This is a genomic window from Kluyvera intermedia (genome assembly GCF_034424175.1).
Lineage (GTDB): Bacteria > Pseudomonadota > Gammaproteobacteria > Enterobacterales > Enterobacteriaceae > Kluyvera > Kluyvera intermedia.
Genome location: NZ_CP139986.1, coordinates 2,631,500 through 2,644,528 on the forward strand (window position 1 = coordinate 2,631,500; position 13,029 = coordinate 2,644,528).

At 52.3% G+C, this 13,029-nt stretch carries 11 protein-coding genes and 1 pseudogene; 6 read left to right on the forward strand and 6 right to left on the reverse strand.

Annotated elements, in window-relative coordinates:
* Positions 1–52 precede the first annotated feature (52 nt).
* Positions 53–1,042: a 2-hydroxyacid dehydrogenase gene (locus U0026_RS12745; protein ID WP_062777630.1), complete on the forward strand. Its 990-nt coding sequence runs from the start codon at positions 53–55 to the stop codon at positions 1,040–1,042.
* A gap of 113 nt (positions 1,043–1,155) precedes the next feature.
* A complete protein-coding gene (gene hslJ / locus U0026_RS12750) occupies positions 1,156–1,593 on the forward strand; it encodes a heat shock protein HslJ (protein WP_062777632.1) in 438 nt (145 codons plus the stop codon).
* A 3-nt stretch (positions 1,594–1,596) separates the two neighbouring features.
* Here the strand turns inward: hslJ and U0026_RS12755 are convergent, their stop codons facing one another.
* Positions 1,597–1,863 carry a putative hemolysin gene (locus U0026_RS12755; RefSeq protein ID WP_061279594.1) on the reverse strand — a complete coding sequence of 89 codons (267 nt, stop codon included), beginning with the start codon at positions 1,861–1,863 and terminating at the stop codon, positions 1,597–1,599.
* Between the two features lie 284 nt (positions 1,864–2,147).
* On the opposite strand from U0026_RS12755, the gene nifJ reads away from it, so the two are divergent.
* Complete coding sequence (gene nifJ / locus U0026_RS12760; protein ID WP_062777634.1) at positions 2,148–5,675, forward strand: pyruvate:ferredoxin (flavodoxin) oxidoreductase; 3,528 nt, start codon at positions 2,148–2,150, stop codon at positions 5,673–5,675.
* A gap of 357 nt (positions 5,676–6,032) precedes the next feature.
* Entirely contained in the window at positions 6,033–7,187 is a 1,155-nt protein-coding gene (ompC, locus tag U0026_RS12765) for a porin OmpC (protein WP_062777636.1), read from the forward strand.
* Positions 7,188–7,243: 56 nt separating this feature from the next.
* Here ompC and U0026_RS12770 read toward each other — a convergent pair whose 3' ends face one another.
* Genes U0026_RS12770 through U0026_RS12780 form a run of 3 tightly spaced genes read right to left on the reverse strand, consistent with a single transcriptional unit; the run spans position 7,244 to position 9,004 of the window.
* On the reverse strand, positions 7,244–7,528 hold the full coding sequence (locus tag U0026_RS12770; protein WP_062777638.1) for a heavy-metal-associated domain-containing protein: 285 nt from the start codon (positions 7,526–7,528) through the stop codon (positions 7,244–7,246).
* On the reverse strand, positions 7,525–7,881 hold the full coding sequence (locus U0026_RS12775) for a hypothetical protein (RefSeq protein WP_126440756.1): 357 nt from the start codon (positions 7,879–7,881) through the stop codon (positions 7,525–7,527). Before U0026_RS12775 ends, U0026_RS12770 begins: the two co-directional genes overlap by 4 nt.
* Positions 7,859–9,004: a transglutaminase-like domain-containing protein gene (locus tag U0026_RS12780; RefSeq protein WP_062777640.1), complete on the reverse strand. Its 1,146-nt coding sequence runs from the start codon at positions 9,002–9,004 to the stop codon at positions 7,859–7,861. Before U0026_RS12780 ends, U0026_RS12775 begins: the two co-directional genes overlap by 23 nt.
* 172 nt (positions 9,005–9,176) lie before the next feature.
* Here U0026_RS12780 and U0026_RS12785 point away from each other — a divergent pair.
* A pseudogene (locus U0026_RS12785) lies at positions 9,177–9,287 on the forward strand (site-specific integrase); the annotation flags it as partial.
* 58 nt (positions 9,288–9,345) lie between these two features.
* Complete coding sequence (gene ttcA, locus U0026_RS12790) at positions 9,346–10,281, forward strand: tRNA 2-thiocytidine(32) synthetase TtcA (protein ID WP_062777644.1); 936 nt, start codon at positions 9,346–9,348, stop codon at positions 10,279–10,281.
* Positions 10,282–10,326: 45 nt separating this feature from the next.
* Here the strand turns inward: ttcA and dbpA are convergent, their stop codons facing one another.
* Complete coding sequence (gene dbpA / locus U0026_RS12795) at positions 10,327–11,700, reverse strand: ATP-dependent RNA helicase DbpA (RefSeq protein ID WP_062777646.1); 1,374 nt, start codon at positions 11,698–11,700, stop codon at positions 10,327–10,329.
* Between the two features lie 333 nt (positions 11,701–12,033).
* Positions 12,034–13,017 carry a zinc transporter ZntB gene (gene zntB, locus U0026_RS12800; RefSeq protein WP_062777648.1) on the reverse strand — a complete coding sequence of 328 codons (984 nt, stop codon included), beginning with the start codon at positions 13,015–13,017 and terminating at the stop codon, positions 12,034–12,036.
* Positions 13,018–13,029 lie beyond the last annotated feature (12 nt).

The following is a 13,029-nucleotide window of genomic DNA, read 5'->3' on the forward strand; positions in this document are numbered from 1 at the left end:
ATGATAATTTGAATTATGCTAGTTTGACTCTAAAATCACTGGAGTAAAGCTTATGAAAATCGCCGTCTACAGCACCAAGCAGTACGACAAAAAGTATCTGCAAAGTGTGAATCAGGCATATGGCTTTGAACTTGAGTTTTTCGATTTTCTGCTGACGGAAAAAACCGCCAAAACCGCACATGGTTGTGAAGCGGTCTGTATTTTCGTCAACGACGACGGTAGCCGTCCGGTCCTTGAAGAGTTGAAAAATAACGGCGTGAAGTACATCGCGCTGCGCTGTGCGGGCTTTAACAACGTTGACCTTGACGCGGCAAAAGAGCTCGGCCTGCGCGTAGTACGCGTTCCGGCCTATTCTCCGGAAGCGGTCGCAGAACATGCCATTGGTATGATGATGACCCTGAACCGCCGAATTCATCGTGCTTATCAGCGCACCCGTGACGCCAACTTCTCGCTTGAAGGGCTGACCGGCTTTACCATGTACGGTAAAACGGCTGGCGTGATTGGTACCGGCAAAATCGGTATTGCCGCGCTGCGGATTCTGAAAGGTTTTGGCATGCGTCTGTTAGCCTTTGACCCGTATCCAAGTGCCGCAGCGCTGGAGCTGGGCGTGGAGTACGTCGACCTGCCAACGCTGTTTGCCGAGTCTGATGTTATCTCTCTGCACTGCCCGCTCACCGCGGAGAACTACCATCTACTTAACACCAGTGCGTTTGAGAAGATGAAAAATGGTGTGATGATCGTCAACACCAGTCGCGGTGCGTTAATTGATTCTCAGGCCGCAATAGAAGCGTTGAAAACGCAGAAAATTGGCGCGCTGGGGATGGACGTGTATGAGAACGAGCGCGATTTGTTCTTTGAAGATAAGTCTAATGACGTGATTCAGGATGATGTGTTCCGCCGCCTTTCCGCCTGCCATAACGTGCTGTTTACCGGCCATCAGGCATTTTTGACCGCGGAAGCCTTAACCAGCATTTCTGAAACGACGCTGGAAAACCTGCGTCAGATTGACACGAATAGCGATTGTCCAAACGCCATCGCTTAATTAACCCGCTCCCTGGCACCCGCCGGGGAGCATTTTCAGATAACCCCCACAGACAGCATTCACAGTACAGTTACACTTCGACATTATTAATCCAAATATAAGAATTCCTGCACATGAAGAAAACCTTATTCCTCCTGGCAGCAGCCACGCTCATTTCCGGCTGCGTTTACAACAGCAAAGTGTTTACCGGCGGCGATCAGCTACAGCATCATCGCTTTGTCCTGGAAAGCGTTAACGGTCAACCGGTGAAAGGCAATGGCACACCGCTGGAACTCAGCTTTGGTGAAAAGCAGTTGCTGAACAAAATTTATATCTCCGGCACCATGTGTAATGGTTTTTCCGGTACTGCGACTCTCGCCAATGGTGAGCTGACCGCAACGGATCTGGCGATGACCCGCAAGCTGTGTACCTACGCCAAGCTCAACGAACTGGATAGAACGCTGACCACCATGTTACGTCAGGGCGCTCAGATTGATTTAACCGAATCACAGCTGACACTTGCCACCGCCGATCAGACGCTCAGCTACAAGCTTGCCGATCTGGTGCACTAACCGTTAGTAGCTTCCGCAGCTGCCGACCGCAAGAGATTGCTCGCTGCATCGCTTGCCATTAGGCAGCGCGCACATGCCGATGCTGGAGCCATCGAGCTGGCGTGCAGCAGAGAGCGTACCGCCAATCATGGCGCAATTCGCGTCGCCTGAACTCGACATTGCCGCTCTCATTCCCGGCGTAACGTGTGCCGCGGTGGCCTGCTGAACAGGTTCACTGCTGCACGCAGACAATAACAACGCCGCACACCCAACTAAAAACGCAGCTCGCATCTCTTCTCTCCCAATCGCAAAAATAAGAACAAACCTAAGCATCATAGGCATCACGGCGCGGTACGTCGAGAGACCAAACGCGCATTTATGCACTGTAGAAACATTTTCTGGCAATTTTGTTGGCCGAATTATCCATCACATTGATGTGAAGCCCGGTGAAGGACACAAAAGCAAAAATGATTCAGCGTGGGGTTTGCTAGACTTCAGTCATACCAGAAGAACAGATTCCCGGTTTGCGGCAATCCGTAAACCTCTATTTTTTGCGCAATGTAAGGTGTCAATCAATGATCACAATTGACGGTAATGGTGCGGTCGCCTCGGTTGCATTTCGCACCAGCGAAGTCATCGCCATTTATCCGATTACGCCAAGCTCTACCATGGCGGAACAGGCTGATGCCTGGTCGGGTAACGGGCTAAAAAACGTGTGGGGTGACGTGCCACGCGTCGTCGAGATGCAGTCAGAGGCCGGTGCCATTGCCACCGTGCATGGCGCATTGCAAACCGGCGCGCTATCGACCTCGTTCACCTCATCGCAGGGTCTGCTGCTGATGATCCCGACGCTGTACAAACTGGCCGGTGAGTTGACGCCATTTGTTCTGCACGTCGCCGCGCGTACGGTTGCCACCCACGCCCTCTCCATCTTTGGCGATCATTCCGACGTGATGGCGATTCGCCAGACCGGCTGCGCCATGTTGTGCGCCGGGAGCGTGCAGGAAGCACAGGACTTCGCGCTGATTTCCCATATTGCAACGCTCAAAAGCCGGGTGCCTTTTATTCATTTCTTCGATGGTTTCCGCACTTCGCACGAGATTAATAAAATCGTGCCGATGTCTGATGACACCATTCGTAGCCTGTTGCCGCACGATGAAATTGCCGCCCACCGCGCCCGGGCGCTAAATCCTGAACACCCGATTATTCGCGGTACTTCGGCGAACCCGGACACCTACTTCCAGTCTCGCGAAGCGACAAACCCATGGTACAACGCGGTCTACGACCATGTTGAGCAGGCCATGAATGATTTTGCCGATGCGACGGGCCGTCACTACAAACCGTTCGAATACTACGGTCATCCACAGGCTGAACGCGTTATCGTGATTATGGGTTCCGCCATCGGCACCTGCGAGGAAGTGGTCGATGAACTGCTAAGCCAGGGTGAAAAAGTCGGCGTGCTAAAAGTGCGTCTCTATCGTCCGTTTTCCGCCGAACATCTGCTGCAAGCGCTACCAGACAGCGTACGTAGCGTGGCGGTTCTCGACCGCACCAAGGAACCGGGCGCTTTGGCTGAACCGTTGTATCTTGATGTGATGACCGCGCTCGCCGAAGCCTTTAACCAGGGACTGCGGAAAACGCTGCCACGGGTCATTGGTGGCCGTTACGGCCTCTCGTCGAAAGAATTTGGCCCGGACTGCGTGCTGGCGATTTTCAATGAGCTATCGTCAGCGAAGCCAAAATCCCGCTTCACCGTCGGGATTTATGATGATGTGACTAACCTCTCCTTGCCGCTGCCGGAAAATACCTTACCGTCAACTGCGCGCCTGGAAGCGCTGTTCTACGGCTTGGGCAGCGATGGCAGCGTGTCAGCGACCAAGAACAACATCAAGATTATCGGTAATTCGACCCCATGGTTTGCGCAGGGTTACTTCGTTTATGACTCCAAAAAGGCCGGTGGCCTGACGGTATCGCACCTGCGCGTGAGCGATAACCCGATTCGATCCGCGTATCTGGTGGCACAGGCGGATTTCGTGGGCTGTCACCAGTTGCAGTTTATTGATAAATACCAGATGGCCGAGCGCTTGAAGCCCGGCGGTATTTTCTTGCTCAATACGCCTTACAGCGCCGATGAAGTGTGGGCACGCCTGCCACAAGAAGTTCAGGCGGTGCTGAACCAGAAAAAAGCGCGTTTTTATGTTATCAACGCCGCTAAAATTGCCCGCGAATGCGGCCTGGCGGCGCGTATCAACACCGTTATGCAGATGGCATTCTTCCATCTGACGCAGATTCTGCCGGGTGATAGCGCGCTGATGGAACTGCAAAACGCCATCGCCAAAAGCTACAGCAGCAAAGGGCAGGATCTGGTTGAGCGTAACTGGCAGGCCCTGGCGCTGGCTCGTGAATCACTGGCTGAGGTACCGTTGCAGCAGGTTAATGCCAGCAGCCCGAATCGTCCGCCCGTGGTCTCCGATGCGGCGCCAGACTTTGTCAAAACCGTCACGGCCGCGATGCTCGCAGGGCTTGGCGACGCTCTGCCGGTTTCCGCGTTGCCACCTGACGGGACCTGGCCGGTCGGCACCACCCGCTGGGAAAAACGCAATATCGCCGAAGAGATCCCTATCTGGAAGGAAGAGTTGTGTACCCAGTGTAACCACTGCGTCGCCGCCTGCCCTCACTCAGCTATTCGCGCGAAAGTTGTTTCACCAGAGGCCATGGAGAGCGCACCTGATTCCCTGCATTCGCTGGACGTGAAATCGCGCGATATGCGCGGTCAGAAATACGTGCTGCAGGTGGCTCCGGAAGACTGCACCGGCTGTAACCTATGCGTAGAGGTTTGCCCGGCGAAAGACCGTCAGAACCCGGAAATCAAGGCCATCAATATGATGTCGCGCCTCGACCACGTTGAAGAAGAAAAAGTGAACTACGACTTCTTCCTCGACCTACCGGAAATCGACCGCAGCAAACTTGAGCGCATTGATATTCGTACCTCGCAGCTTATCACCCCGCTGTTTGAATACTCCGGCGCCTGCTCCGGCTGCGGTGAAACGCCGTATATCAAACTGCTGACCCAGCTATACGGCGACCGTATGTTAATTGCTAACGCCACCGGCTGTTCATCTATTTACGGCGGTAACCTGCCTTCCACGCCGTACACCACCGACATCAACGGTCGTGGCCCGGCATGGGCCAACTCGCTGTTTGAAGATAACGCCGAGTTTGGTCTGGGCTTCCGTTTAACGGTCGATCAACACCGTCAGCGCGTGATGCGCTTGCTGGAGAGTTTCACCGATAACATTCCCGCTGAGCTTAACGACGCGCTGCATAGTGAGGCGACGCCGGAAGTCCGTCGTGAACAAGTTGCCGCACTTCGGACGGCGCTGGCTGGCGTTGAAGGTGCAGAAGAACTGTTGACCGATGCGGATGCGCTGGTCGATAAATCCATCTGGCTGATTGGCGGCGACGGCTGGGCATACGATATTGGCTTTGGTGGGCTGGATCACGTGATGAGCTTGACCGAGAACGTCAATATTCTGGTGCTTGATACCCAGTGCTACTCCAACACCGGCGGACAAGCTTCAAAAGCCACCCCGCTGGGTGCGGTCACCAAATTTGGCGAGCATGGCAAGCGCAAGGCGCGTAAAGACCTGGGCGTAAGCATGATGATGTACGGTCACGTTTATGTCGCCCAGATTTCACTGGGAGCGCAGCTTAATCAGACGGTGAAAGCCATTCAGGAAGCAGAGTCTTATCCGGGGCCGTCGCTGATTATCGCTTACAGTCCATGTGAAGAGCACGGTTACGATCTGGCGCTGAGCCACGATCAGATGCGTCAGTTAACCGCTACCGGTTTCTGGCCGCTGTTCCGCTTTGATCCTCGTCGTGCTGATGAAGGGAAAATCCCACTGGCGCTGGACTCCCGTCCACCATCAGATGCGCTTGCTGAGACACTGATGAACGAACAGCGCTTCCGTCGCCTGAACAGCCAGCAGCCTGAAGTGGCCGAGCAGCTGTGGAAGGACGCGGCAGTAGATCTGCAAAAACGCTACGATTTCTTAGCGCAGCTTGCAGGTAAGGCGGAGAAAGCGACGCCGCAGGAGTAACCCGTTAAAGTTATTTATTAAGCATAAAAAAAGCCCGAATATTTATTCGGGCTTGTCATTTTATAAATGACGAATGAAATAAATGACACACGACAACATGAATTCAATGTGTGACAAAAAGGCATATAACTGCCGTAGAGTACGTCAGCCGTTTTTAATTGTATAATTTTTATTTTGTATATTTCGTTGGTGATATATTCATGAAATCCATCATGATTTCAATAGAATTATCTACTTGAGATTTTACTTATATCGTAACAAATGTTATTTACCATCTGTCATAACTCTCCTTTAGCATTAACTCACTTCCTTCATGTGGAAGTGCGCGAATATAAAAATTCTAAAGGAATGATTTCAATGAACAGAAAAGTACTGGCCCTCGTAATTCCTGCTCTGCTCGCAGCAGGCGCAGCTCATGCCGCAGAAATTTATAATAAAGACGGCAACAAATTAGATCTCTACGGCAAGGTAGATGGTCTGCATTATTTCTCCAGCGATTCCAACAGTGATGGTGATCAAAGCTATGTCCGCTTTGGTTTCAAAGGTGAGACTCAAATTAACGATATGCTGACTGGTTATGGTCAGTGGGAATATAACGTTCAAGCTAATGATACCGAAAACACAGATGCAAGTACTGCCTGGACTCGTCTGGGCTTTGCAGGTATCAAAGTTGGTGATTACGGTTCATTCGATTACGGTCGTAACTATGGCGTACTATACGACGTAGAAGGCTGGACTGACATGTTGCCAGAATTCGGTGGTGACTCCTATACCAAAGCTGACAACTACATGACCGGTCGTGCTAATGGTGTTGCAACCTACCGTAACAATGATTTCTTCGGGCTTGTGGATGGTCTGAACTTTGCTCTGCAGTATCAGGGTAAGAATGAAAACCCAGGCAGCGGTGAAGGTACTAACAATGGCGACCGTAGCGTACGTAACGCGAATGGTGATGGTTTCGGCATCTCTACTTCATACGATTTAGGTATGGGCGTAAGCTTTGCTGCAGCGTATGCATCTTCTGATCGTACTAATGATCAGATCAATGCTTACGACATTAACCGCCAAAATGCTAATGGCGACAAAGCTGACGCATGGACAACAGGCCTGAAGTACGATGCTAATAACGTCTATCTGGCCGCTATGTATGCTGAAACTCGTAATATGACCCCATATGGTAGCTCTACCAGCCTCAATGGTGGCGGTATTGCAAACAAGACGCAGAACTTTGAAGTTACTGCTCAGTACCAATTTGATTTTGGCCTGCGTCCAGCCATTTCTTATCTGCAGTCTAAAGGTAAAGACTTGGATCTGGTTAATGGCGGAACCACTGATAAAGATCTGGTTAAATACTTAGATCTGGGCGCAACCTATTATTTCAACAAAAACATGTCCACCTACGTTGATTACAAAATCAACCTGCTGAACGATAACGATAACGGAAACTTCTACGCTGACAACGGTATCAACACTGATAACGTTGTTGCGATGGGTCTGGTTTACCAGTTCTAATCCGATAAAAAACCCGCTGGCGACGGCGGGTTTCTTTTTACTGCACAGCCCAAACATCACTGCACCACGCTTTCTCCGTGGATCTCGCCTTTAAACCCGGTTTTGGCAATCGCCGCCAGTAGCTGCTGATTATCAAAATTCTCCGGCACCACGACCTGCGCCTGACGTGTTTTTAAAGACGCTTTCGCCTTAATTACGCCATCGGTAGTCCGTAGAGCCTGGTTAATCGAAATCACGCATAGCGGGCAATTCATCTCGCCAACATCAATGGTTACCAGCTTATCGGCCGCCCAGCCAAACGGCGTTACCATCATTAATGCCAGAATTACGGCCTTTTTCATTCCATCCACTCCCAAATCCACGGCAGAACATACGGATAGGTAATTAATGCCACTACCAGCGGCACCGCCAACCAGTACAGCCACACCAGCACCCGACGGCTGACCACGTTTACGCACACCGGTTTAGCCGATAAATGTAGCCGCCAGAAACCGCGTGCCATCAGCCCTATAGCCACAATCACCATCGGGATCTGTAGCCAGGTCGCGCCGGGAATACCGACCAGCCCTGCCGCAGAGATGCCAAAAAGCAGATACAGTAGCGGCCCAATGCAACACAGGGTTGATGCGCCAGCGGCAATGACCGCCGCCAGCAACGTCAGTAATCCGCCCTTAATGCTGTTCGATGCTGACATAATCGTAGCTAAATGCAGCAGGATCGTAGAAATTCAGCGGATCGCCGTCGACTTCAGCGTATGGATAGCCGAGATTATTGATATCGCCCTGCTCAGCTGCCGGCGACAGCGCAAAGTCGCGACCGTGGTTAAAACCAACCCAGTTCATTTCCCAGTTACCGAACAGGTAATCGTTCACCGCCGTCACCGCCGGATCGCCGTTTTCTTTCTTCTCGGTCAGACGCATTTTCGTCACATCAGCCGGATCGGCTGGCATCCAGCCAAAACCGGCCAGCCAGAACATGGCGCGGCAGTGTTGACCACCACTGACTTTCGCCACGCCCTGCGCATCGGCGCTACCGAACGCTTTTTTGGAGTAGCTATCAAGCTTACGGCTGGCCCCTAAACGAATGCCGAACATTTCACGCGCCGGAATACCCACCGCGCGGCACAGCGCCACGAATACGGAGTTAATGTCGGTGCATTTACCGCCAAGTTTGCCGGTTTTGAGGATTTCGCCGACATCACCAGTACCGCAGCCAATCACCGCATCATCGCGATGCATATGGGTACTGACCCAATCATGAATCAAGCGAGCTTGTTTTAGCGGTGCTTTTTCACTCCCGATAATTTTCAGCGCGGTCTCTTTTACCAGGCCGTCAACGGGAATATGCGGGGTGGCATGCAGGAACGGTTTGATCTCATCTGGGATCACCACACCATCGACCGGCAGTTGCCAGTCGGCCAGGCGATTATCCTTCAGCACTTCCCAATCGCGGGTTTCGATTTCCATCTCAACCTTAATCTCGAGCGGGCCGCTGGATGCGGGCCAGGTGACAAACAGAACTTTTGCACCGTAGCGATTATTGGCGTTAAGCGCCGCAGTCTGGTAATTCCCGCTAAATGAAAGCGCCAACAGTTGCTGGAAGGCTGTCTCTTCCGGGATGGGGATCCACAAATTCACCTTGCCGGAAGAACCCTCTGGCGCTTTCAGGCTATAGGTTTGCGTCATCACAAAACGGCGGTATTTCCCCGAAGACGAAACCGCAGGCTGCGCTTTTGCTTCTGTTTTCGCAAAGACCGGGCTAACCAGACCAAGCGTAGAGAGTGCCGCAGCACCTTTTAGAAAGTGACGCCTTTCCATTGTGTATCCTTCATCACCAGAAAAAGCTGGCGCTTAACCCCGCACCTGCGGAGGTTGGGCGTTATTATGCGACCACGTATGCATCGGAACAATGAATATGAAGGGGTAAAATTAGCAAAATGCGGGCTTTAGGCTATCTCCACGATAAAGAGTGACAGGGTTACCCCTTTTTGCCACAAAACTTTCTGGCATTCGTCGCCGTAATCCGTACCATACACGCCACACATTCGCGGGTTGGCTCTTGTTGACCAGCGCGAGACAGGTCTTTATCGCAAATCAAATGGACGAAAGACGCTGTATTCGGCCTGAATTTTCCATTTCGATTTTTGAGTAACTATTAAATGCAACAAAATCAAGAAGCTAACAAAAAAGAACAATACAACCTGAATAAATTACAGAAGCGTCTGCGTCGCAACGTGGGCTCGGCCATTGCTGACTTCAATATGATTGAAGATGGCGATCGCATTATGGTTTGCCTGTCCGGTGGTAAAGATAGCTACACCATGCTTGAGATCCTGCGTAATTTGCAGCAGAGCGCGCCCATCAGTTTTAGTCTGGTCGCCGTTAACCTCGATCAGAAGCAACCAGGATTCCCTGAGCATATTCTGCCGGAGTATCTGGAAAAACTGGGTGTCGAGTACAAAATTGTCGAAGAAAACACTTACGGCATCGTGAAAGAGAAGATCCCGGAAGGCAAAACCACCTGCTCACTGTGCTCACGTCTGCGTCGTGGCATTCTTTACCGCACGGCGACGGAACTGGGCGCGACCAAAATTGCGCTTGGTCATCATCGCGATGACATTTTGCAGACCCTTTTCCTCAACATGTTCTACGGCGGCAAGATGAAAGGCATGCCACCGAAGCTGATGAGTGACGACGGTAAACACATCGTTATCCGCCCGCTGGCCTACTGCCGCGAAAAAGACATCGAGCGTTTTGCACAGGCCAAAGAATACCCGATTATTCCATGCAACCTGTGCGGTTCACAGCCGAACCTTCAGCGTCAGGTTATTGGCGACATGCTGCGCGACTGGGACAAACGTTATCCGGGTCGTATCGAAACCATGTTCAGCGCCATGCAGAATGTGGTGCCATCGCACCTGAGCGATACCAGTCTGTTTGATTTCAAAGCGCTGACGCACGATTCTGAAGTGGTTGACGGTGGCGATCTGGCGTTTGACCGGGAAGAGTTGCCGTTACAGCCTGTAGGCTGGCAGCCTGAAGAAGAAGACGGTCAGTTAGATGAACTGCGTCTGAATGTCGTTGAAGTGAAGTAAATGTTATCGCGTCTCAGGCACCCGCCTGAGACGCATTTTACAGGATTATTTCAGCAAACGCGCACGACACGCCTTGCCTTTAATCTTGCCTTTCTGTAACAGTTTAAACGCCTGGTGAGCCACGCCTGCACGTACAGCGACGTATACGTGCGCCGGATGGACATCAATCTTACCGATATCAGCCCCCGCCAATCCCATATCGCCGGTTAATGCACCCAACACATCGCCAGCGCGCATTTTGGCTTTTTTACCACCGTCAATGCACAAGGTCGCCATTTCAGGCTCCAGCGGCACGATGCGCGCTTTTGCCGGTTCTGGCATCCAGTTCAGCTTAATATTCAGCATTTCAGCGAGGATATTGGCACGCTGTGCCTCTTCCGGTGCGCAGAAGCTGACCGCCAGACCGCTGTTACCCGCACGAGCAGTACGACCAATACGGTGTACGTGGACTTCCGGATCCCATGCGAGTTCGTAGTTCACGACCATCGCCAGCGATTTAATATCCAGACCACGCGCGGCCACATCGGTTGCCACCAGGATGCGTGCACTGCCGTTGGCAAAACGCACCAGCGTCTGGTCACGGTCGCGCTGCTCAAGATCGCCGTGCAGCGCAATGGTGCTTTGCCCTGCGGCATTCAGCTCTTCATACACGGCCTGGCAATCTTTTTTAGTGTTGCAGAAGACGACGCATGATGCTGGCTGATGCTGACTCAGCAGCTGTTGCAGCAAGGCGATTTTCCCGTGACGTGGAACATCGAAAAACTGTTGCTCAACCGCAGGCAGTGCATCAACAGAGTCGATCTCAATGGTTTCCGGTTCGCGCTGCACGCGTCCGCTGATTGCCGCAATCGCCTCCGGCCAGGTAGCGGAAAACAGTAGCGTCTGACGTGATGCCGGTGCGAAGCGAATAACTTCGTTAATGGCATCACTAAAGCCCATATCCAGCATGCGGTCCGCTTCATCCATCACCAGCGTTTGCAATGCTTCCAGTGACACGGTGCCTTTCTGTAAATGGTCAAGCAGACGGCCTGGCGTGGCGACAATAATGTGCGGCGCATGCTGCAAAGAGTCACGCTGCGCGCCAAACGGCTGGCCGCCGCAAAGCGTCAGAACTTTAATGTTTGGCAGAAAACGCGCCAGACGGCGGATCTCCCCCGCAACCTGGTCGGCCAGTTCACGCGTCGGGCACAGCACCAGCGACTGGGTCTGGAACAGGCTGGCATCGACGTGTTGTAGCAGGCCAAGACCAAACGCAGCCGTTTTACCGCTGCCGGTTTTTGCCTGCACACGCACGTCCTTGCCAGCAAGGATCGCGGGTAGCGCAGCCGCCTGAACCGGGGTCATGGAGAGATAGCCAAGGTCGTTCAGGTTGTCTAGCTGGGCGGCTGGCAGTGCATTGAGGGTGGCAAAAGCGGTCACAATATTTTCTCGCGAATTAGGGGCTGACGTTCAGCAGGCGCGTATCCTCGCAGATCTCGCAGGCTGATGCGACATAATAATCGATAGGAGGTGTAAGGGTAGCGGAAAACAGGCAAAAAAAAAGCCGACTCTATTAAGCCGGCGTCGTACGAATCAATTGTGCTATGCAGTAATTCAAAAAAAGGAAGTAAGACAATATGGAGCGCAACGCCCATCGCTTGACGTTGCATTCACCTGCGGGAATGATATTGCCTCTATTAAGCTGCTGGTTTATTGACCTCGCTCAAATTAAACCTCGATTTCAGGCTTAAGCGGTCATAAAAAGGTGATTTTTTACAACCATTTACTGCGGTGTAACCACCACGTAACACCACCAATGAGTAATACCAGCATAATACAGAAGAGGGAGAAGCCCATGTGCCAGCCACCGCCTGGAATTCCGCCGAGGTTCACGCCAAACAAACCGGTCAGGAATGTGCTCGGCAAAAATACCATTGCCATCAGCGACATGTTATAGGTTCGCCGGGATAGATTCTCTTGCAGCATCTGAGCAATTTCATCGCTCATAACAGCGGTACGCGCAATACAACCGTCAATCTCATCCAGCCCACGTCCCAGACGCTCTGCAATATCCTGCATCCGCCGACGCTGATCGTCGGTCATCCACGAAAGACGTTCACTGGACAGTCGTGCATAAACATCGCGCTGCGGCGCCATATAACGGCGCATCACAATTAACTGTTTACGCAGCAGCGCCAGAAAACCGCGCGGCGGCACTTCCTGCTCCATCAGATTATCTTCCAGATCGATGATCTTATCGTGTAACTGTTCGATAAATTCGCTCGCGTGATCGGTGAGCGCATCACACACATCCACCAGCCAGGAGCCACAGTCGGTTGGGCCGCTCCCCTCTTGCAGATCGCTAATCACATCATCCAACGCCAGCACTTTACGCTGCCGGGTTGAAACAATAATGCGTTCATCAATATACAAGCGCATTGCCACTAATTGATCGGGGCGCTCATCGGTACTGCCGTTGATACAGCGCAGCGTAATCAGCGTCCCTTCGCCTAAACGCGTTACGCGAGGACGAACGCTTTCCCCAGCCAGCGCTTCACGAACTATAGCGGGTAACAAAGGGGTGTTAGCCAGCCACTGCGCGCTATCAGGATGAGTGTAATTCAGGTGCAGCCAGCATGGGTTCTCTTTGCTGACAATCGCAGTATCGGTTAACGGCTTTACGCCGCCCTGCCCATCCAGCAGCCACGCAAATACAGCGTCCGGCACGTTAAGATCTGATCCCTTTATGGCTTCCACATCGCCTCCGGT